Source organism: Azospirillum agricola (assembly GCF_020005195.1).
Taxonomy (GTDB): domain Bacteria; phylum Pseudomonadota; class Alphaproteobacteria; order Azospirillales; family Azospirillaceae; genus Azospirillum; species Azospirillum agricola.
Genome location: NZ_JAIFZR010000004.1, coordinates 689,780 through 710,943 on the forward strand (window position 1 = coordinate 689,780; position 21,164 = coordinate 710,943).

The following is a 21,164-nucleotide window of genomic DNA, read 5'->3' on the forward strand; positions in this document are numbered from 1 at the left end:
ACGGCCGGGACAGGGGAATGCGGCGAATGGGCTAGGCCGCCGTCGGGCCTTCGCCGCCGACGGGACGGGGCCGTTCGCAGCACGCGGAACGCAAGGACCATGTTTCCATGCACGCCGCCAGTGCGTCGAAATGACCACCCCCTTCCAGGCAACCGTGGGCAACCGTGAGGAAACATCAGCGATACCGCTGCTTGATGCTTCCCGGCCGGGGCTGACGCGGGCCGTCCCGGGAACCGGCCACCCACACCACCACCAGCGTCGCCGCCAGCAACACCAGCAAGGCCGGCGCGAACGCACCGACGCCCAGCCGTCCGAGCAACAGGCCGCCAACGATGCCGCCGCCGGCGATCGCCGTGTTCCAGGCGGTGACCAGCATGGACTGCGCGACGTCCGCCGCGTCTCCCGCCGCTTTCGCCAGCGCCGTCTGGAACAGCGTCGCCGCGCCGCCGAAGGCCAGGCCCCAGGCGGCCACCGCCCCGAACACCACGGCCGGCGCCCCACCCGCCATCCCGAGCGCCAGCGCGGCCAAACCGAACACGGCCGTGCTGGCGAGCGTCAGCGCGCGCAGATGGCGGTCGATCAGCACGCCGATGATCCAGATGCCCAGCAGCGAGGCGACGCCGAACACCAGCAGCACCAGATCCGTCCGCTCGGCCATGCCCGCCGCCGCCAGGAACGGTGCGATGTAGGTGTAGAGGATGTTGTGCGCCAGCACGAAGGCCAGCACCGCGAACAGCACCGGACGCACACCGTCCAGGGTGAAGACACGCCCCAGCGAAAGCCGCTCCCCCGCCGCCTGCCCGGCGAAATCCGGCACCGTCACGCGCACCCAAAGGATGAGCAGCAGCGCCAGGGCGCTCATGAGGCCGAAGCACATCCGCCACCCCAGCAGTCCGCCGAGGAAGGTGCCGGCCGGCACACCCAGCGACAGCGCCAGCGGGGTGCCGACCATCGCGATGGCGATGGCGCGGCCCTTCTGCCGCTCGGGCACCATGCGCGCGGCATAGCCGGCCAGCAGCGCCCACAGCAACCCGGCCGACACGCCCGCCAGAAAGCGCGCCACCATCGTCAACGCGTAGCTGCCGGACAGCGTCGTGACGGTGTTGGCGACGGCGAAGCCCGCGATGGCCGTCAACAGCAACGGGCGGCGGCGCACGCCCTGCGTGGCCGCGGTCAGCGGAATCGCCGCCACCAGGGAACCGATGGCATAGATCGTGACCGTCTGGCCGACCCAGGCCTCGGACACCGCCAGCCCCTGCGCCATCCGCGGCAGCAGTCCGGCCGGCAGCGCTTCGGTCAGGATGGTGATGAAGGCCGCCATCGCCAGCGCCAGAAGGGACGCCAGCGGCAGGCGGTCATTGCCGGCGACCGTCATCACCGAGCCTCCAGCGCGCCGTAAACCGCATCGCGCAGATCCGTGACGAAGCGCCCGGACATGCCTTCGTACAGCGTGTTGGTGAAGGCGACGACGCTCAGGCCCCGCGCCCGATCCACGAACCAGGAATGGCCGTAGGCGCCGCCCCACCGCCAGGTGCCCGGCGACTCCGGCGAAGCGGCGAGCCGGGGGTCGCGCAGCACCGAGAAGCCCAAGCCGAAGCCGAAGCCCGGAGCATTGGGCAGCTCCATCCCGGCTGTCTGGTCCCGCCCCATCTCCCCGATCAGTTCGCCGGGCAGCAGCGCGCCGCCGCCCTGGCGCAGGGTTTCCAGCAGGCGCAGGAAATCCCCGGCGGTGCCCGCCATGCCGGCGCCCCCCGACGGGAACGCCGACCCGTCGAAGACGCGGGCCGGGCTGTAGGCGATGCCGACGGCGCCCTCGAAGGGCGAAACCGTTTCGCCCTCGGCCAGCCGGTGCGGTTGCGGCGCATCGTTCACATAGGCGGTTGCCACGCGCCGGGGATCGCGGACGGCGAAGCCGGTTTCGGCCATGCCAAGCGGGCCGGTCACCAGCCGCTTCACGGCCTCGTCCAGCGGCGCGCCGTCGACGCGCGCAATCAGCGCGCCCAGCACATCGGTTGCCAGGGAATAGCCCCAGGCCGTGCCCGGCTCGTACAGCAGCGGCTTGCTGGCGAGCCGGCGCAGATTTTCCTCAAGGGTGATGCCGGACGCATCCATGCCATCCGACACGCCCGCCTGGGCGTAGGGGCCATCCGCGTCGGCTTCGAGGAAGCGGTAGCCGAGCCCCGCCGTGTGGCTGAGCAGCTGCCGCACCGTGATGCGCGCCGGGCGGCCGTCGGCCAGCGAGGGGCGGAAGTCGGGCAACCAGGTGTCGATGCCGGCGTCCAGGTCGAGCCGTCCCTGCGCCACCAGAACCAGCGCGGCGGTGGCGACGATGGGCTTGCTCGCCGAGGCCAGCCGGAACACCGTCCCGACGGTCAGCGGCCGCGCGCTTTCGCGGTCGGCCAGACCGGCGGCCTGCTGGTGGATCGGTTCGCCGTCGCGGGCGACCAGGACAACGGCACCGACCAGTCGCCGGTCGTCGATCGCCTGCTGGACGACGGCCCGGACGCGGGCCGACAGACGGGTGGACGGAACAGCGTGATGCGAAGGAAAGGGCGGGTTCGTCATGGCGGGTGCCTCAATGCGATTGGCGACGCCCCGACGATAGAAATCTCTCGATTAAAGAAAAAGTAGGCTGTATTTCCTTGTTATGCGGAACAAGACGTCCGCAATCGCTCCGGAGAATCCGATCATGGACAGCCTGAACGGCTTCATGGTGTTCGTGCAGGTCGCCGAAACCCGCAGCTTCGTCGCCGCTGGCCGGCTGCTGGGCGTGTCGGCCTCGGCGGTGGGCAAGAGCGTGGCGCGGCTGGAGGAGAAGCTGGGCGTGCGGCTGTTCCATCGCAGCACGCGCAGCGTCACCTTGACGGCCGAGGGCACGCTGTTCCTGGAGCGAAGCCGTCGCATCCTGGCCGAGATCGAAGCCGCGGAGCTGGAGCTGTCGCAGCTCACGGCCGCGCCGCGCGGCCGCCTGCGGGTGAGCCTGCCGCTGGTCAGCTCGCTGGTGCTGCCGGTGCTCGGCGAGTTCATGCGCGCCTATCCGGCGATAGAATTGGACCTGGATTTCACCGACCGCATGGTCGACGTCATCGAGGAAGGCTTCGACGCCGTGGTGCGCACGGGCGAGCCGGCCGATTCACGGCTGTCGGCGCGTCGGCTTGGCAGCTTCCAGATGCATCTGGTCGCCTCGCCGGACTATCTGGCGCGGCGGGGCATGCCGCGAACCCCCGCCGATCTGCTTCAGCAGACCTGCCTGCACTACCGCTTTCCCAACAGCGGCAAGCTGGAGGTCTGGGCGCTGCGGCAGACGCCCGGCGAGCCTGAACCGCAACTGCCCACCTCGATGATCTGCAACAACATCGAGACGCGCGTCTGCTTCGCGCTGCAAGGGCTGGGAATCGCCTTCCTGCCGGACTTCGCCATCCGCGAGCCGCTGGCCGATGGACGGCTGGTGCCGATCCTGACCGATCACGTCGAGCGCACCGGCCTCTTCCACGTGCTGTGGCCGGCGAGCAAGCATCCCTCGCCGAAGGTCCGGGCGCTGGTGGACTTCCTCTGCGCCAGGGTGTTCCCGGCGAAGGGGGGCAGGACCGACATCACGAAACCGCAATTGTGATGTTCCATGCATCACTCCTACCGTCTAGAGTGGCGATACGGCAGCTCGGGACATGAAGAACGGACCATGATAACGGGACCGCAGTTGAGAGCCGCGCGGGCGCTCCTCGGCATCGACCAGAAAACCCTGGCCGAGGCCGCCGGCGTGTCGCTGCCGACCATCCAGCGCATGGAGGCGAGCGGGGGCAACGTGCGCGGCATCGTCGATACCCTGGTCAAGGTGGTCAGCGCGCTCGAAGCGGCGGGAATCGAACTGATCGGGGAGAACACGCCGAGCCAGGGCAGCGGGCGCGGCGTCCGTTTCAGGGCGGTGGACCGGAAACCGGCCGCCAAGATCACGGACGCGACCCCCGTGGAACCCATCACGGCGAAGCGTTGACCCCAGGCTCCATCCTCTCTGGAGATAGCGCATGACGGGAGCGGCCTCCAAACCCACACCGCATTGGCACCTGTTCGTGCCGAAGCTCATCACCGTGCTCCGCCAGGGCTATGGTCCGGCGGCCCTGCGGAACGACGTCGTCGCCGGGCTGACCGTCGCCATCGTCGCCCTTCCGCTCGCCATGGCCTTGGCGATCGCCTCGGGCACCACGCCCGACAAGGGGCTCTACACCGCCATCATCGCCGGCTTCCTGATCTCCGCCCTGGGCGGCAGCCGCTTTCAGATCGGCGGTCCGACCGGCGCCTTCGTCGTCGTCGTCTTCAACGTCATCGCCCAGCACGGCTTCGACGGGCTAGTGGTCGCCACCCTGATGGCGGGGGCCATGCTGGTCGCCGCGGGGCTCCTTCGGCTCGGCACCTGGATCAAATACATCCCGCAGCCGGTCGTGACCGGCTTCACCGCCGGCATCGCCGTCATCATCTTCTCAAGCCAGGTGAAGGATCTGTTCGGCCTGGACATCGGGACGGTCCCCGCCGAGTTCCTCGCGAAATGGCTGGCGTTCTGGGAGCATCGCGACAGCCTGGACCCGCTCACCCTGGCGGTCGCCGCCGGGTCGCTGGCCGTCATCCTCGGGCTGCGGCGCTTCGCCCCGCGGTTGCCCGGCTTCCTCGTCGCCGTGGGCGGCGGCGCCTTGGCCGTCTGGACGCTCGGCCTGCCCGTCGACACCATCGGCTCGCGCTTCGGCGGCATTCCCAGCTCATTGCCGGTGCCGGCCTGGCCCAGCGTGCCCTGGTCGCGCATTCCCGAGCTCGTCCCCAGCGCCTTCACCATCGCCTTCCTGGCGGGCGTGGAATCGCTGCTGTCGGCCGTCGTCGCCGACGGCCTGACCGGACGCCGCCACCGTTCGAACTGCGAGCTGGTCGCCCAGGGCATCGCCAACATCGCCTCCGGACTGTTCGGCGGGCTGCCCGCCACCGGCGCCATCGCGCGCACCGCGACCAACATCCGTTCCGGTGCGCGTTCGCCGCTCGCCGGCATGCTGCACGCGGTTTTCCTGCTCGCCTTCATGCTCGCCCTGGCGCCGCTGGCGTCCTTCGTGCCGCTGGCCAGCCTGGCCGCGGTGCTGGTCGTGGTCGCCTGGAACATGAGCGAGGTCGAGCGCTTCCGGCATCTGATGTCGGCGCCGCTGGCGGACCGGGCGGCGCTGCTGCTGACCTTCGGGCTGACCGTGCTGGTCGACCTGACCGTGGCCATCGAGGTGGGGGTGGTGGTCGCCGCCCTGGCCTTCATGCACCGCATGGCCCAGGCCGTCGAAATCCAGAGCCAGGTCAGGCTGATCGACGAGGATGCCGATGATTTCGATCGGCCCGCCGGCGATGTCTACGATCCGCGGACCGACCTGCCTGACGGCGTCGTGCTGTTCCGGATCACCGGCCCCTTCTTTTTCGGGGTGGCCACCCGGTTGAGCGAGGTGCTCGACCAGATCGGGCCCCCGCCGAAGATCTTCATCCTGGATCTGCGGGCCGTTCCCTTGATCGACGCGACCGGCGTCGGCGCGTTGTCCGATCTGGTCGAGCATTGCCGCCGCACGGAGACGGCGGTGATCCTTGCCGGCATGCCGAAGGAGCCCCGGCGTGTTCTCGACGCGATGGGTCTGGGCAACGCTCCCGGCGTCGCCTTCGCCCAGACCCTGGACGCGGCTGTCGCCATCGCCCGCCGCGATCTGGCCCAGCCCCCGGAGATCGCGTCCCTTCACGCCCGGTGACGGCCCGGCCCGGTGACGGCCCGGCCCGGCCCGGACGTGGCGAGCCCGGCGCCCTACGCCCGCAGCTTGAAACGGGAAACCATCTCGTCAAGCCCGGTCGCGAGGCGGCCCAGTTCATTGGCGGCGGCCGAGGTCTGGGTGGCGCCGCTGGCGGTGTCGCCGGCGATGCGGGCGAGAAACTCCACGGCGTCCTTCACCACCCGCGCCTGGCCCGACGTCTCCACCGTGTCGCGGGCGACCTCCTTGGCGGCGGTGGCGACCTGCGAGACGTTGCGGCCGATCTCGGCGGTGGCGGCGCTCTGCTGCTGGACCTCGTGGGCGATCGACGCGGCGATCTCGTCGATCTCGCCGATGACGTCGTTGATCGAGGCGAGCGTCCCGCTCACCCGCTCCATCATGCGCGCCACCTCGTCGATGGAGACGACGCTCTTCTCCGTCTGCTCCTGGGTCGAGGTGATCTTCTGCTCGATCTCCTCGGTGGCCCTGGCCGACTGGGTGGCGAGGTTCTTCACCTCGTTGGCGACCACGGCGAAGCCCTTTCCCGCCTCCCCGGCGCGGGCCGCCTCGATGGTGGCGTTCAAGGCCAGCAGGTTGGTCTGCTGCGCGATGTCGGAGATCACCTTGATGACCTGGCCGATCTCGGTGCTGGCCTGCGCCAGCCCGCGCATGTTGCCGACCGCCTCCTTGATGGCGCCATCGGCGGCCTGCAACACGCTGCCGGCCTGCGCGGCGGCGGCCGAGGCGCGGTGCGCCACCTGCGCGCTGCCGGCGGCGTGGCGGGCGACCTCGCTGATCGACGCGCCCATCTCCTCGGCGGCCGCGGCGACGGTCTCGGCGTTGGCGGCCAGCTCCTCGGCCACCGTCGACAGTTCGCCGACCGCGCGCACCACCTGGGTCACCGCCTGGGTGATGCTGTCGGCCTTCTCGTTCATGCGCTCGGCGTTGCGGCTCATGTCGCCGGCCGAAGCGTTCAGCTCCACCGAGGCGGAGGAGACCGAGGCGCTGGCCTCGCCAACCCGTGAAATGCTGTCGCGCAGCGTGCCGATCAGCCCGTTGAAGTCGCGGGCCATGGCGGCGATCTCGTCGTCGCCGTCGACCGCGGCGGTGCCGCTCAGGTCGCCGGCGCTGGCCGCGGCGATCGCCGCCTGCATGTTGGGGATCGGCTTCACCACCGCCCGCCCGATCAGCAGCGTCGCCAGGACACCGGCCAGCATCACCACGGCGCTGACGAGACCCTGGCGCCACGCCTCGGTGGCGAAGGCGGTGTTCACGTCGTCGATGTAGATGCCGGTGGACAGCGTCCAGCCCCATGGCGCGAAGGCGCGCACATAGGCCAGCTTGGGCTGCGGCGTGTTGGGATCGCCTCCCGGCTTGGCGAAGGAATAGCGGACGAAGCCGCCCTCCGGCGCGGCGCGGGCGGTGTCCACCATGGCGCGGACGAAGAGGACGCCGTTGGGATCCCTGGCGCCCGTCAGGTCCTTGCCGACCTGCTGCGGGTTGGCGTGCGCCACGGTGATGCCCTTGGCGTCGAGCGCGAAGAAATAGTCGGTGGCGTTGTAGCGGAGCTGCGACAGCGCCGCCAAGGCCGCCGTCCGCGCCTGTTCGTCGGGCAGGCGGCCGGCCTTCGCCTCGGCTTCGTAATGCGAGACCAGGGCGTAGGCGACCTCGACCAGGTTCTTCACCTTGGCCTCGCGGTCCGCGAACATCTGGTCGCGCATGTTGCTGAGCGCGATGCCGACCATCGCCGTGAGGCCGACCAGACTGACCGCCAGGATCAGGCCGATCTTACCCTTGATGCTGAGCTTACCGATCATGTACTCCCCACGGTTCCAATTCGGACAGGACCGACTGCCGGAACATGTGTGTCATACATACATTGATATTCCGTAACGGGTGACGGGATATTTTGCCGGCTTGCCCTGATTGTGGGATGGCCCCGTTTCCCGGACGGATTTGCGGCGGAACCCCACCGAATGTCCACCATGTTCGCGGACATCAGGCCGCTGATGGTGGCGCACGGCCGCGGCGTCGCCGCCCTGCCCCGCCGGCTGCTCGAGGAGCGTCGCCCCCGGTTCGACGTGCGCCCGGTTTGACGTGCGCCCGGTGCGGCTGGGCCGGAAGGGCGTCGCCAAGCGGATCGTCGGGGCTTCCACGAGGCAGCCGCCCGCAATGGGCGGGGCGGCGATGGTCCGCCCCTCCCGTGTCAGGCATGGCGCATCGCATCGAGGTCGGCGATGAGGCCCGGCCCCTCCGGACGCCAGCCGAGCCTCGCCTGCGTCAGGACGCTGGACGCCGCCATGTCGGTGCCCGCGAACATCGCCATCCAGCCAAAATGCTCGGCCGCCTTGTCCAGCGGGATGGAGACCGCCGGAATCCCCAGGCCGCGGGCCAGGGCTTCCACGATCTCGCGCATCTCGACACCCTCCTCGCCGACCGCGTGGTAGCGTGCGCCGGGCTCCGCCGCCTCGATCGCCAGCCGATAGAGACGGGCGACGTCGTTCAAATGACCGGCGGACCAGCGGTTGCGCCCCTCCCCGATGTAGGATGCGACGCCCTTTTCGCGGAAGATCGCGATCAGCGGAGTGATCAGCCCCTGCTTGCGCGTGTCGTGAACCTGGGGCAGCCGCATCACGGCCAGGTTGACGCCGGCATCCAGCAGGTCGTTGCCGGCCCGCTCCGAAGCGATGCGTGGATTGGGGTGGGCATCGTTGAAGACATCCTCGCGGGCCGGCTGACCATGGCCGCTACCGCCCATGCCGATCCCCGAGGTGATCAGCAGCGGGCGGCCCGAGCCCTTCAGCACCTCGCCCAGCGCGCCGATCACCCGGCGGTCTTTCTCGCAATTCTCGGCGAAACGCGAGAAGTCGTGGTCGAACGCGGCGTGGATCACGGCGTCGGCTCCTTCGGCACCGCTTCGGATGCTCGCCAAATCCTCCAGCGTGCCGTGGTGCGCCTCGGCACCGGCGGCTGCGAGGGAATGGGCGCCCTCCGCCGACCGGGTCAGGCCGACGACCTGGTGGCCGGCCTTCAGCAGTTCGGAAAGCACGGCCCGGCCGATGAAGCCGGTGGCGCCGGTGAGAAAAACGCGCATGGGGAAATCACCTTTCCAATTCCGTCGCCCCCACTCTGACGCCGCATGATATCCTGTTAAAGTAGTGACGTTTTCCTAGTATAGCGGCTACCAGGATCGCCATGCAGACCGGCTCCAGACAGACCAGCTCGCTCGCCGCCTTCCTGCGGGACCGCCGCACACGGCTTGATCCGGCGGCCTTCGGCTTCTCCGGACGCCGCCGCACGCCGGGACTGCGCCGGGAGGAGGTGGCGCAGCGCGCCAACATCAGCCCGACTTGGTACACATGGCTGGAGCAGGGACGGGGAGGAGCGCCGTCGGCCGACGTGCTGGACCGGATCGCCGGCAGCCTGATGCTCACCGACCTGGAACGGGAGCATCTGTTCATTCTGGCGCTCGGCCGGCCGCCGGAGATGCGGTACAGGCCGGCGCAAGGCGTCAGCCCCCGTCTACAACGGCTGCTGGACGCGTTCGACGCCTGTCCAGCCTTCATCAAGACGGCGACCTGGGACGTGCTGGCCTGGAATTCCGCCGCTGCGGTGGTTCTGACCGATTACGGCACGCTCCCCCCCGATCGGCGGAACATCCTGCGGCTGGTGTTCTGCAACCCGGCGATCCAATCCAAGCAAAAGGACTGGGAGGGCGTGGCCCGGTTTCTGGTCGGCGCCTTCCGCGTCGACGCCGCACGCGCCGGCGCCGTGAAGGAGATCGCCGAACTCGTTGACGAGCTGTGCAGGGCGAGTGCGGATTTCGCCAGGTTCTGGAAGGAGAACGACGTTCATGCGCCGGGCGAGGGGATCAAGCACCTCCAGCATCCGGAACTGGGCACCTTCGCGATGGAATATTCGGCTTTCGCCGTCGATGGCCGTCCCGATCTGGGTCTGCTGGTCTACAACCCGCTGGACGAACGGGTCAAGGAGCGCATCCGTGCGCTGATCGGTCGGAAAAATGGAATGGGAAGCCCTTGACCGACGCCGCCGCCCAACGGCGCCCAACGGCGCCTTGCCGAGCAGCGACCGATCGGCCAAGCCTTTCCTCGACACCCGCACCGCCACGGGTGACAACGCTCCGCCACGCCGTTAGACTCCACCCCGCCCAAGCCTCCGTCGGCTGGGCATCGCATTCCCCAGGCACGAGCCAATGGCCCCCGGATCCCAGACCCCGCGTTTTCGCGCCAAAGCCGGCCGCCGCCGGTCCGACGCCGCCTCCCCGCCCTCCTTCCAGCCGAGCCGGCCGCAGCAGCCACCGCGCGTCGGCGGATCGCCAGAGCAGAAGCAGGCGCAGTGGCTGTCGCGCGCCGAGGACGCGGCGCGCAACGGCGATCCGGTGGAGGCCGAATTCTGCCGCCAGCACGCCGAGCACTGGTACCGGGTGTCGCGCGGACAATCCTGATCGGAATCATCGGCGCAAGACGATGGACGCCGATGCGGGAAGCCGCCCACCCGCGTCCGGAAACGCCGTCAGGACAGCCCGTTTTCCGCCACGCCCTCCTGTTCGCGCTGGGCGTTGGCGTTCGCGTTGCCGATGGCGAGGTCGATGGCGTCGCGAAGCTTCGTCAGGCTGATCGGCTTGACCAGATAGCCATTGACCTGGTGCTCCTTGGCGAAGCGGACATGGCTGATGTCGGCGTCGGCGGTCAGGAAGACGACCGGCGTCCGGTTCACGTCCTTCACCTTGATGCCGCGCACCGCCTGGAGAAACTGGCGGCCGTTCATCGGCGCCATGTGGATGTCGCAGAACACGATGTCGGGCCGCGTCCGCACCACCTCCATCAGCCCGTCCTTGCCGTTCGCGCTTTCCGACAGGGACCGCACCCCGATGTCCTTCAGGACCTTGCGGATCAGGTCGCGGGTGAAGGCGTCGTCCTCGACGACCAGGACGCGGAGCTTCGAGTAGTCGATGGAGGCCATGATCGTTTCCGTTCCCTAACGCGTTTCCGTTTCCCGGCACGGCGCCATGCCGGCCGTGAATTCCCGCAAGGCGGCGGTGGCCTCGACGAGTTCCTCCTGCGTCGGCGCCAGCAGATCGACGAGAAGGGCGGCGGTGTCGGCATCGCCCGCGTCCAGGCAATCCTGCGCGTCGGCGGCCAACTGCCCGAGCCGGGCCGCCCCGATGGACAGGGACGCTCCCTTCAGAGTGTGGACCGCGTCGCGGGCCGCCGCCGTGTCGCCGTCGGCCAGCCGGCCGGCCGCCGTCCCGATCAGGCCGGGAACCATCTCGAGGAAGCGCTCCAGGAAGGCGATGGCGTCGGGATCGCCGGGCGTGAAGTTCTCGGCCAGTTGGGCGAGGTCGAAGATGGCCGGGTCGATGTCGGCGTCCCGCCATGTCCGGGCCGGAGCCGCCGTGGGGAAAGATGTCGTGGGGGAAGACGTCGTGGGGGAAGGCGGCGCAAGGCGCTCGGCCGGCCGCGCCCGGCGGCGCAGCGCCCGCGCCTGGGGCAGATGACGGTCGAGGACCGCCGCCAGCAGCCGCGAGTCGATGGGCTTGGTCAGGTAGCCGTCCATCCCGGCCTCCAGGCAGCGCTGCTCGGTGCCGGGCAGGGCGTCGGCGGTCAGCGCGACGATGGGCAGGCGATCCAGGCCCTCGCTCTCCTCGCGCCGCCGCAGCATCCGGGTCAGGGTGAAGCCGTCCATCTCCGGCATGTGGAAATCGGTCAGCAGCAGCCCGTAGCGGCCCGGCCGGTGCAGCGCCAGCGCCTGGACGCCGTCGTCGGCCATCTCCAGCGCGTAGCCGCGCTGGTTCAGCATGCGGCGGATCACCGTCTGGTTGATCGGGTTGTCCTCCGCCACCAGGATCAGGCAGCCCGCCGCGCGGGCCTCCTCCACCGAGGGGGGAGTCCAGCCGGCCGCGTCGTCGTCCTGCGCGCCGCCGCGCCGCTCCAGGCTGGCGCGGCCGAGGACGGCGGCCAGCACCTGCCACAGCCGCTGGCGGCGCAGCGGCAGGGTCAGCGTGCAGAACAGCCCGATGCGGTCGGCCTCGCCCAGGGAGGAGACCAGCAGCCGCGACGCCGTCAGCATCACCTTCGGCGCCGGCCGGATGCCGGCCTCGACGATCCGCTTGCCGCAGGCCATCGCCGCGTCGGTGGTCCCGGCGGTGTGGAGAATGACCGCCACCCCCGGCGTCTCCTCCGGTGCGCCCTCCGGTGCCGGGCCCGCCGAAACCGCCGCGATCCGCGCCAGCGGGTCGTCGTCGTAGCCCACCCAGGCGACGGAGCCGACGCCGCCGGCCCGCAGGATGCCCTCCAGGGCGGCGCGGCGGGGGCCGTCGAAGCCGACCGCGACGACGCGGGCGTCGGCGATGGCGACGGCGGGCGCCAGCGGTTCGGGCGCCACCATCGGGAAGGGCAGCTCGAACCAGAAGGTCGAGCCCTCCCCATGCACCGAATCGACGCCGATCGCGCCGCCCATCAGCGCGCACAGCCGGTGGCAGATGGTCAGCCCGAGCCCGGTGCCGCCGAAGCGGCGCGAGGTGGAGCTGTCGGCCTGCTGGAAGGGCTGGAACAGGCGGGCGCGCTGTTCCCCGGTCAGGCCGATGCCGGTGTCGGACACGGTGAAGCGCAGCCGCGCGCTCTCCGCCGAGTCGCCGCCGGGCAGGCGCCGGACCCGCAGCGCGACATGGCCGCTCTCGGTGAACTTGATGGCGTTGCCGGCGAGGTTGATCAGCACCTGCCGCAGCCGGGTCGGGTCGCCCAGCAGCTGGTCGGGAACGCCGTCGTCGATCAGCACCACCAGATCGAGCGCCTTCTCCTCGGCGCGGCCGGTGACCAGCTCGGCGGCGTCCTCCACCACCTCGGTCAGCGAGAAGGCGATGGATTCGATCTCCAGCTTCCCGGCCTCGATCTTGGAGAAGTCCAGGATGTCGTTGATGATCGTCAGCAACGCCCGCGCCGAGCTACGGATGACGCCGACCATGCCGCGCTGCTCGTCGGTCAGGTCGGTCTGGCCCAGCATCTCCGCCATGCCGGTGACGCCGTTCATCGGCGTGCGGATCTCGTGGCTCATCATCGCCAGGAACGAGGATTTGGCGAGCGTCGCCTCCACCGCCTGGTCGCGGGCCTGGTGCAGCGCGATCTCGCGCTGGCCGATCCCGGTGACGAAGAGCTGCACGGCGCGCGCCATGGCGCCCAGCTCGTCGCGGCGGTCGGTCTCGGCGATGGCCTCGGCGGGCTGCTGGCCGGCCAGCGGGCTTTCGGCCAGACGCACCATCTGCCGCTGGAGGCGCTGGATCGGCCGGGTGATCGAGCGGGCGACGAGGAGGGTTGCCGTCGCGGCCAGCAGCAGCCCCGCCGTCGCCCCCAGCGCCAGGATGCTGCGCAGGATGGCGCCGATCCGTTCGGCGTTGTCGCCGAAGGCGTCGTTCAGCCGGTGGGCGCCCGCCGCCATCGTCCCGGCGTCGGCGTCCATCTCGGCGATCATCGCCTCCTGCCGGGCCAGCCCGTCCTTCGCCAGGGTCAGGCTGCGGCGCCAGCTGTCCGTCGCGTCGATCATGTCGCCCTGGATCAGCGGCGGGATCGGCAGCCGCGCCATGGTCTCCTCCAGCAGGGCGGCGTCGCCGAGGATGCGGGTGGCGGCGGCCGTGTCGCGCTGGACCACGGCGTCGGCGGTGCGGCCGGTCAGCTTCAGCACCGCGACGGCGATGTTCTGGACCTCCTGCTCGGTCTCGTTGGCCTCCACCGCGTGGCCGGTCAGCTCGGTCAGCTCGTCCTGGACCGAGGCGTAGGCGGTGCTGTGGATGTTGATGATCTGGTCGATCCGCCCGTCGAGCGCCCGCGCCAGTCCCTGCACCGGGGTCCGCGCGGCGAGCGCCTGCCCCAGATCGGCCGTCACCGCCGCGAAGCTGTCCGGGGCCGCCGGCTGCCCGGAGTCGGTCTGGCCGGAGGCGGTTTCCCCGGTGACGGTTTGCCCGGCCATGCCGGCCATCGCCTCGTCCAGGGCCTTGGCGGTCAGTTGCAGGCGGGCGGTCAGGACGTTGATGTCGAGCTGGGTCGCCGCCTCGTCCACCGCCGCCAGCCGGGTGGCCTCGTAGCGCCACAGACCGGCCAGGGCGTTGCGCAGGCCGCGCGCGTGGTCCAGCACGTCCCGGTTCAGCCGCAGCCGCCGATCGGATTCGGCGATGCTTTCGGAAAAGCGGATGTTGGCGATGCGCTGGCGCTGGCGGGCGCTGTCGGTGATCTCGACCAGCCGCGCCGCCTGCTGCGCCATGGTGGCGATCAGGGCGTCGTTCCCTTCGGTGACCGCCTTGAACCGCTCCATCCGCTCGGCGTAGCCGCCCAGCGTCCGCCGGTTGGCGGCGACCGCCGCCGTCAGCTCGCCGTCGCCGGCCAGCGCCGCCAGCGCGTCCAGCTGGCGGCGGGCCTCCGCCGTCCGCGCGTCGAACAGCGCGGCCTGGGGCGCGCGTTTGGCCGGGGCCGCGTGCAGGTAGTCCGACCGCGCCGCCGCCGCGCCCATCAGCTCGCGGTAGACCGTGCCGGCGATGACCGCCGACTGCCGCGCCCGGTCGGCCTGGGCCAGCAGGAACCACGCGGCGACCGCGATGGCCGCCGCGACCAGCACGGGCACGCCGCCGACGGCGGCGATCCGTTGCGCGATGCCGGCGCGCGTCATCGGGCGCGTGTCATGGGGCGTGGATCAGGGGCACGGATCAGGGGCGCGCGGGCCACGGCGTCAGCGGTCCAGGTCGACGCTGCGGAAGACGTGCAGGCCGAAGGGATGCATCCGGTAGCCCCGGACCTCCTTGCGCACCACCATGAAGACCATGGAATGGGCGAGCGGCAGCCAGGGCGCCTCGCGTTTGAAGACCTCCTGGGCCTGATGGTACAGCGTCGTGCGCAGGGCGGTGTCGGTCGTCTGCTTGGCGCGGACGATCAGTTTCTCAAAATCGGGATCGCACCATTTCGCCATGTTGCCGCCGCCGGGGCGGGCGCCCTCGCAGCTCAGCAGCGTGTAGAGGAAGTTGTCGGGGTCGCCGTTGTCGCTGGTCCAGCCGATCATGCCGGCCTGGTGGTCGCCGTTCATCAGCCGCTTCATGTAGACCGACCAGTCGTCGGTCACCAGCGTCGCCCGGACGCCGATCTTGGCGAGGTCGTTGCGCATCATCTCGGCCGCGCGCTTGGCGTCGGGCATGTAGGGGCGGGTCACCGGCATGTGCCAGAGCTCCGTCGCGAAGCCCTCCGGGTAGCCCGCCTCGGCCAGCAGCCGGACCGCCTGCCGCGGGTCGTAGGGAAGATCGACGATGGCGTCGTTGTAGGCCCAGGTCGTGGGCGGCAGCGGATTCTTGGCCGTCCGCCCGGCGGTGCCGTAGATCGCCTCGACCAGCGTCGCCTTGTCGATCGCCATGCTGACGGCGCGGCGGACCCGCACGTCGTCGAACGGCTTCTTCTGGACGTTGAAGGTCATGAAGGCGACGTTGAACCCCTCCTGCCGCATCAACGTCAGGTTGGGGTCGGCCTCCACCTTGGGCAGGTCGGCGAGGTTGGGAAAGGGCATGACGTGGCATTCGCCGGACTGGAGCTTGTTCAGCCGGACGGCGGCGTTCGGCGTGATCGAGAACACCAGGCTGTCGAGCGGCGGCTTGCCGCCCCAATGCTCCGCGAACGCCTTGAAACGGACGGTGGCGCCCTTCTGGTAGGACACCAGCTGGAAGGGGCCGGTGCCCAGAGGCGCGCGGTCGAACTCATCCGGCGTGCCTTTCCTCAGCATGTGCTCGGCGTATTCCGCCGAGGCGATCGACGCGAACACCATGCTGAGATCGGCCAGGAAGGGCGCCTCCGGACGGTTCAGGGTGAAGCGCACCGTCCGCGCGTCGACCGCCTCGATGCTCTTCAGCAGCGCCGGCATCGACAGGTCGCGGAAGTAGTCGTAGGTCAGGCCGCTGACCCGGTGGTAGGGATGGTCGGCCCGCCATTGCCGCTGGAAGCTGAACAGCACGTCCTCGGCGTTCAGCGCCCGGCTCGGCTTGAAGTCGGCGGTGCCGTGGAAGACCGCGTCCGTCCGCAGCGTGAAGGTGTAGACCAGCCCGTCCGGCGACACGGTCCAGGATTCGGCCAGCCCCGGCACGATGGTCTGGGTGGCGGGATCGAAACGGACCAGCGTGTCGAAGACCGGCGTGATGGCGTCGAAACTGGTGGTGGTCCGCGCGAGCGGCGGGCTGAGATAGTCAGGGTTGCCTTCCGAACAGAAGACCAGGGTCTTCGCCGCCTGTGACGGCGCCGCGAAACCTGCGCCCAGCAACGCGATTACACCCAATGGGAGAATGGATTTTCTCAGACCATTGCGCTTCCCTTGCATGAATCCGCGCCCTTCTTTTCATTAAAAAAAGGCGATGCCCGGTGTCCAACCATCACCCTTGGTGGCGTTATGCGAAATAATGCCGTTCAATAATGGTGATTAACACATTTTGCTGCTCTCCCGCGACAGGTTTTATCCACAGCACGGGAGAGTTGGCACGGTGAAGCGGCCTCCGCATTCGGCGGCAGAAAACCGACCGGGGTTCGCCGGGAAGCGCGGCAACCGCTTCGAAGCCCTGGAGCCGGTCCGCCAAAGGCGTGCCGCGCCGGGACCACGGGTCCGGTCCGGGAAAAGCCCGCCTACAGGGGGGTGACGAACTTGAACCAGAACTTGTCGCCCTGCGGCCGGTTCTCGCTGGCGAACTCGTGCTGCCAGCGGCCGATCAGCGACACCCCGCCGACATCGTATTTCACCGCCGGCCCCGCGGCGAAGGCCCGGCCGCGGTTGCCGATGCCGACACCCGCCCGCCGGTCGTCGCCGGTCTGCCGGAACCAGTAGCCGCCGACGCCGGCCGTCCAGCCGCCGATGTGCTGGCCCACCATGTAATCCATGTGGAACGCCTGGCCCGAGCGGTAGTCGGTGGCCGTGTTCGTCGTGTTGACGGTGTACATCAGCTTGGCCGAAACCTCGAAGCCGTCGTCGGACAGGTAGGTCCCGGCGACCAGCGGCTCGAACCCCCAATAGTTGGCGCCGATGTTCAGCGGCTTGGTCTTGTCGTAGCGGCCGGTCGGCAGGATCACGTCGAGGCCGGTGGCGAGATGGAAGTTCTTCCAGTGCCAGGACAGGATCACCGGGTCGATGGTGATGTCGCCCAGCCCGAACTGATGGACGGAGTTCGGCCCCAGCTCATACTCCAGATTGACCAGCGGGGTCAGGATGTGCATGCCCCAATAGGCGCCCAGCACCTGGACGTCGCTGGTCCAGACGAAGCGCGCGACCTCCGCCGTGGCGTTCAGGCGGAAATGCACCGGCACCCTGTCGCCCGATCCGTCGTTCAGCCGGTTGGTGGTGTAGTGGGTCAGGTAGTTCAGGAAATAGACCCCCGGCGGCGGCACCGCGCCGGCCATGAAGCCTTCCGCCCCGTTGGGGTATTGCGTCTCCGCCTCGGTCGCCCCGGCGGGCGCCGCCGACGCCAGCGAGAGGGCGAGCGCCGCCGTGGCGGCCAGCGATGTCCAGGCCGATGTCCAAATCCTCACGATGCTTCCTCCGATGCCGTGCGCCGTCCCGTTCCGGCGCGCGGCATCGCGGCGCCGGCCGGGCGGCTGGTCTTCTTGTTCGTGGTGATCCCGCGCGCGCCGGGCCGGTCAGCCGGGAACCAGCGGTTTCTTGGGCGTGCCGGCGACGGCGAAATGCTCCGGCGGGATCTCGCGCAGCAGCACCCGCACCCCTTCGGGCGGCACGTCGAAGCTCTCCACCGCCGCCCTGGTCAGGGCCTGGATCAGCGCCAGCCGCTTCTCCGGCGGGCGCCCGGCCAGGATGGTCACGTCGATGATCGGCATGGCCTCACTCCCCCACCTGGAAGGACACGGACCCCAGCCCCTGCATGTCGGCGCGCACCGCCATGCCGGGGGCCAGCGGATGGGCGGCGGTGGCGCCGCCGGCCAGCACGATCCAGCCGGCCTCCAGCCGCTCGCCCCACTGGGCGACCAGACGCGCCGCCGCGACCAGCGAGCGCACCGGGTGGCCGAGGATCGCGGCGGTCGACCCCACCTGCACCGGCTGGCCGTCGGCCAGCAGCGCCAGCCCGAGATTGCCGACGTCGAGGTCGGGCCGGCGCCATTGCCCGACCACGAAGCCGGACGACGACGAATTGTCGGCGATCACGTCGGGCAGCGCGAACTTGAAGTCGCGGTAGCGGCTGTCGATGATCTCCAGCGCCGGGGCCACCGCCTCGACCGCCGCCAGCGCCTGGGCCGCCGTCACCCGCCCGGCCAGCGGGGCCTTCAGCAGGAAGGCCAGTTCCGGCTCGACGCGCGGGTGCACGTAGGCCGAGCGCCGGATCGTCCCGCCCTCCTCGACCTGCATGGCGTCGGTCAGGCGGCCCCAGATCATCTCGTCCACGCCGACCTGGGCCATCTTGGCCCGGCTGGTCAGCCCCATCTTCATGCCGACCCGCCGTTCGCCGCGCGCGGCGCGGCGCGCCAGCGACAGCGCCTGCACGGCGTAGGCGTCGTCCACCGTCAGGGCGAGGCGATCGGTGAATTGCGGGATCGCGTGGGCCAGACGCGCCGCGTCGTCGGCGATCCGCGCCAATTCCCCCAAACCCGTCACGATGCCGTTCATGCCGCGATCTCCTTGTCACGCGCCTTCAGCAGATCCAGCGCCACGTCCACGATCATATCCTCCTGCCCGCCGACCATCTTGCGCCGGCCGAGCTCCGCCAGGATCGCGCGGGTGTCGAGGCCGTAGGTCCCGGCCGCCCGTTCGGCGTGGCGCAGGAAGCTGGAATAGACGCCGGCGTAGCCGAGCGACAGGCTCTCGCGGTCCACCCGCACCGGCCGATCCTGGAGCGGGCGGACCAGATCGTCGGCGGCGTCCATCAGGGCGAACAGGTCGCAGCCATGGTCCAGCCCCATGCGGTCGAGCACGGCGACCAGCGCCTCAAGCGGCGCGTTGCCGGCCCCGGCGCCCATCCCGGCCAGCGAGGCGTCGACGCGCGTCGCGCCGGCCTGCACCCCGGCGATGGCGTTGGCGACGCCCAGCGTCAGGTTGTGGTGGGTGTGGACGCCGATCCCCGTCTCCGGCCTCAGCGCGGCGCGGAAGGCCCGCACCCGCTCGCCCACCTGTTCGGGCAGCAGGGCGCCGGCCGAATCGACGACATAGACGCAGTCGGCCCCGTAGGATTCCATCAGCCTGGCCTGCTCGACCAGCCGGTCGGTCGGGATCATGTGGGCCATCATCAGGAAGCCCGCCGTGTCCATGCCCAGCTTGCGGGCGTGCTCGATGTGCTGGCGCGAGACGTCGGCCTCGGTGCAATGGGTGGCGACCCGGACGGAACGGGCGCCCGACGCGAAGGCGGCGTTCAGGTCGTCGCGCGTGCCGATGCCGGGCAGCAGCAGCACCGTCACCCTGGCGTGCCCGACGGCCCCGGCGACCGCCTCGATCCAGTCGAGGTCGGTGTGGCTGCCGAAGCCGTAGTTGAAGGAGCCGCCCGACAGCCCGTCGCCGTGGGTGATCTCGATGGCGTCGACGCGGGCGGCGTCGAGCGCCCTGGCGATGGCGACCACGGTGGGCAGGTCGTAGCGGTGCCGCAGCGCGTGCATGCCGTCGCGCAGCGTCACGTCCTGAATGTAAAGTTTGCTCATGTGGGAGGCTCCCTTCAGGCGGCGGACCGGCGCTCGACCCAGCGGTCGGCCGTGGCCATGGCGGCGGAGGTCATGATGTCGAGGTTCCCGGCGTAGGCCGGCAGGTAATGGGCGGCCCCCTCGACCTCCAGGAAGATCGAGGACTTGATGCCGGAGAATTCGCCGTAGCCGGGGATCCGCACCGGATCGTTGTTGCCGAAGCGCTCGAACTGCACCGCCTGCTTCAGCCGGTAGCCGGGGACGTAGCCCTGCACCTCCGCGACCATCGCCTCGACCGAGGCCTCGATGTCCGCCGGCTCGGCGCCCTGGGACAGCACGAAGACGGTGTCGCGCATGATCAGCGGCGGCTCGGCCGGATTCAGCACGATGACCGCCTTGCCGCGCGCGGCGCCGCCGACCGTCTCGATGGCGCGGCCGGTCGTCTCGGTGAACTCGTCGATGTTGGCCCGCGTGCCCGGACCGGCCGAGCGCGAGGAGATCGAGGCGACGATCTCGGCGTAGGGCACCGCCCTGGACACGCGCGCGACCGCGTGGACCATCGGAATGGTCGCCTGCCCGCCGCAGGTCACCATGTTGACGTTGGGCCGGTCGAGATGGGCGTCGAGGTTGACCGGCGGCACGACGTAGGGGCCGACGGCCGCCGGGGTCAGGTCGATCACCTGCTTGCCCGCCGCGACGCAGGCGGCGCTGTGCGCCTTGTGGGCGTAGGCGGAGGTGGCGTCGAAGACGATGCCGACGTCGCGCCATTCCGGCATCGCCATCAGCCCCTCCAGCCCGCCGTGGGTGGTGGCGACGCCCATCCGGCGGGCGCGGGCCAGCCCGTCGGATTCCGGATCGACGCCGACCATGACGCCCATCTCCAGATGCTTGGCGTGCCGCATCACCTTGATCATCAGGTCGGTGCCGATGTTGCCGGACCCGAGGATGGCGATCTTGACCTTGCTCATGACCCGTTCACTCCCTGGCGAAGGCGGCGCGGACGGAGCCGAGCCCCTCGACGCGCGCCTCGACGACCGACCCCCAGGCGACCGGAACCATCGGCCCCAGCGCCCCCGACAGCACCGTGTCGCCGGCCTTCAGCGGGCGGCCGACCCGCGCCATGGTCTGCGCCAGCCACAGCACCGCGTTCAGCGGATGCCCCAGGCAGGCCAGCCCGGCGCCGGTCGACACCGGCTCGCCGCCCATCTCCATGACCATGCCGCACAGGCGCAGATCCAGGCCGGCCAGCGGTTTGGGCTCGTTGCCCAGCACGTAGAGGCCCGACGAGGCGTTGTCGGCGATGGTGTCGAGGATGCGGATGTTCCAGCCGGCGACCCGGCTGTCGACGATCTCGATGGCGGGCAGAACGCAGTCGACCGCGCGGATCACGTCGGCGGCGGTGATCGACTCCCGGTCGAGGTCGCGGCCGAGGACGAAGGCGACCTCCGCCTCCGCCTTGGGCTGGATCAGCCGGTCGCGCGCGATCTCGACGCCGTCGGGCACCGCCATGTCGGCGAACAGCATGCCGTAGTCGGGCTGGCCGACGCCCAGCTGGGCCTGCACCGCCTTGGAGGTCAGGCCGATCTTGCGGCCCGACAGCGCCCGGCCCTGCGCCAGCCCGCGCCGGGTGTTGGTTTCCTGCACCGCGTAGGCGGCGGCGAGATCGCCGTCGGGCAGCAGCTCGCGGACGGGGTCGCAGGGCGTGCCGCTGCCCAGCGCCTCGAACAGCCGGTCGGCGGCCGTTCGGATGGAGTGTTCGCTCATCGGT

Annotated in this window: 18 protein-coding genes; 5 read left to right on the top strand and 13 right to left on the bottom strand. The window is 70.4% G+C overall.

Annotated elements, in window-relative coordinates; all coding sequences use genetic code 11:
- Window positions 1-175: 175 nt before the first annotated feature.
- Together JN22_RS11960 and JN22_RS11965 are read right to left on the bottom strand one after the other, a co-directional pair.
- Window positions 176-1,375 carry an MFS transporter gene (locus JN22_RS11960; RefSeq protein WP_085554131.1) on the bottom strand — a complete coding sequence of 400 codons (1,200 nt, stop codon included), beginning with the start codon at window positions 1,373-1,375 and terminating at the stop codon, window positions 176-178.
- A complete protein-coding gene (locus tag JN22_RS11965) occupies window positions 1,375-2,565 on the bottom strand; it encodes a serine hydrolase domain-containing protein (protein WP_085554132.1) in 1,191 nt (396 codons plus the stop codon). The genes JN22_RS11960 and JN22_RS11965 overlap by 1 nt, the downstream gene beginning before the upstream one ends.
- 124 nt (window positions 2,566-2,689) lie before the next feature.
- Between JN22_RS11965 and JN22_RS11970 the strand changes: the two genes are divergently transcribed.
- The 3 genes from JN22_RS11970 to JN22_RS11980 all read left to right on the top strand — a co-directional run bounded on the left by JN22_RS11970 (window position 2,690) and on the right by JN22_RS11980 (window position 5,756).
- A complete protein-coding gene (locus JN22_RS11970) occupies window positions 2,690-3,613 on the top strand; it encodes a LysR family transcriptional regulator (RefSeq protein WP_085554656.1) in 924 nt (307 codons plus the stop codon).
- Window positions 3,614-3,679: 66 nt separating this feature from the next.
- Window positions 3,680-3,991 (top strand): helix-turn-helix domain-containing protein, encoded by a 312-nt coding sequence (locus JN22_RS11975; RefSeq protein ID WP_085554133.1) that lies wholly within the window; start codon window positions 3,680-3,682, stop codon window positions 3,989-3,991.
- A gap of 31 nt (window positions 3,992-4,022) precedes the next feature.
- Entirely contained in the window at window positions 4,023-5,756 is a 1,734-nt protein-coding gene (locus JN22_RS11980; protein ID WP_085554134.1) for a SulP family inorganic anion transporter, read from the top strand.
- A gap of 53 nt (window positions 5,757-5,809) precedes the next feature.
- Here the strand turns inward: JN22_RS11980 and JN22_RS11985 are convergent, their stop codons facing one another.
- Both JN22_RS11985 and JN22_RS11995 read right to left on the bottom strand, forming a co-directional pair.
- The gene (locus JN22_RS11985) at window positions 5,810-7,570 is read right to left on the bottom strand and encodes a methyl-accepting chemotaxis protein (RefSeq protein WP_085554135.1); all 1,761 of its coding nucleotides are present in this window, start codon (window positions 7,568-7,570) and stop codon (window positions 5,810-5,812) included.
- A 389-nt stretch (window positions 7,571-7,959) separates the two neighbouring features.
- A complete protein-coding gene (locus JN22_RS11995) occupies window positions 7,960-8,847 on the bottom strand; it encodes an SDR family oxidoreductase (protein WP_085554136.1) in 888 nt (295 codons plus the stop codon).
- Between the two features lie 101 nt (window positions 8,848-8,948).
- On the opposite strand from JN22_RS11995, the gene JN22_RS12000 reads away from it, so the two are divergent.
- Together JN22_RS12000 and JN22_RS12005 are read left to right on the top strand one after the other, a co-directional pair.
- Window positions 8,949-9,794 (top strand): helix-turn-helix transcriptional regulator, encoded by an 846-nt coding sequence (locus JN22_RS12000; RefSeq protein ID WP_085554137.1) that lies wholly within the window; start codon window positions 8,949-8,951, stop codon window positions 9,792-9,794.
- Window positions 9,795-9,966: 172 nt separating this feature from the next.
- Entirely contained in the window at window positions 9,967-10,218 is a 252-nt protein-coding gene (locus JN22_RS12005; RefSeq protein WP_085554138.1) for a DUF4167 domain-containing protein, read from the top strand.
- Window positions 10,219-10,286: 68 nt separating this feature from the next.
- On the opposite strand, the gene JN22_RS12010 is transcribed toward JN22_RS12005, so the two are convergent.
- The 9 genes from JN22_RS12010 to JN22_RS12050 form a co-directional block, all read right to left on the bottom strand.
- The gene (locus JN22_RS12010) at window positions 10,287-10,736 is read right to left on the bottom strand and encodes a response regulator (RefSeq protein WP_085554139.1); all 450 of its coding nucleotides are present in this window, start codon (window positions 10,734-10,736) and stop codon (window positions 10,287-10,289) included.
- Between the two features lie 15 nt (window positions 10,737-10,751).
- Window positions 10,752-14,429, bottom strand: coding sequence for a hybrid sensor histidine kinase/response regulator (locus tag JN22_RS12015; RefSeq protein WP_085554140.1), 3,678 nt, complete (start codon window positions 14,427-14,429; stop codon window positions 10,752-10,754).
- Window positions 14,430-14,489: 60 nt separating this feature from the next.
- Window positions 14,490-16,055: an ABC transporter substrate-binding protein gene (locus tag JN22_RS12020; RefSeq protein ID WP_317852925.1), complete on the bottom strand. Its 1,566-nt coding sequence runs from the start codon at window positions 16,053-16,055 to the stop codon at window positions 14,490-14,492.
- Window positions 16,056-16,411: 356 nt separating this feature from the next.
- The gene (locus tag JN22_RS12025) at window positions 16,412-17,308 is read right to left on the bottom strand and encodes a SphA family protein (protein ID WP_211099635.1); all 897 of its coding nucleotides are present in this window, start codon (window positions 17,306-17,308) and stop codon (window positions 16,412-16,414) included.
- Window positions 17,309-17,416: 108 nt separating this feature from the next.
- The gene (locus tag JN22_RS12030; protein WP_085554142.1) at window positions 17,417-17,611 is read right to left on the bottom strand and encodes a tautomerase family protein; all 195 of its coding nucleotides are present in this window, start codon (window positions 17,609-17,611) and stop codon (window positions 17,417-17,419) included.
- Window positions 17,612-17,615: 4 nt separating this feature from the next.
- Entirely contained in the window at window positions 17,616-18,395 is a 780-nt protein-coding gene (locus tag JN22_RS12035; RefSeq protein ID WP_085554143.1) for a 2-keto-4-pentenoate hydratase, read from the bottom strand.
- Window positions 18,392-19,417: a 4-hydroxy-2-oxovalerate aldolase gene (gene dmpG / locus JN22_RS12040; protein ID WP_085554144.1), complete on the bottom strand. Its 1,026-nt coding sequence runs from the start codon at window positions 19,415-19,417 to the stop codon at window positions 18,392-18,394. The genes JN22_RS12035 and dmpG overlap by 4 nt, the downstream gene beginning before the upstream one ends.
- 14 nt (window positions 19,418-19,431) lie before the next feature.
- Complete coding sequence (locus tag JN22_RS12045; protein ID WP_085554145.1) at window positions 19,432-20,364, bottom strand: acetaldehyde dehydrogenase (acetylating); 933 nt, start codon at window positions 20,362-20,364, stop codon at window positions 19,432-19,434.
- A gap of 7 nt (window positions 20,365-20,371) precedes the next feature.
- Window positions 20,372-21,160 (bottom strand): 2-keto-4-pentenoate hydratase, encoded by a 789-nt coding sequence (locus tag JN22_RS12050; RefSeq protein WP_085554146.1) that lies wholly within the window; start codon window positions 21,158-21,160, stop codon window positions 20,372-20,374.
- Between the last annotated feature and the right edge of the window lie 4 nt (window positions 21,161-21,164).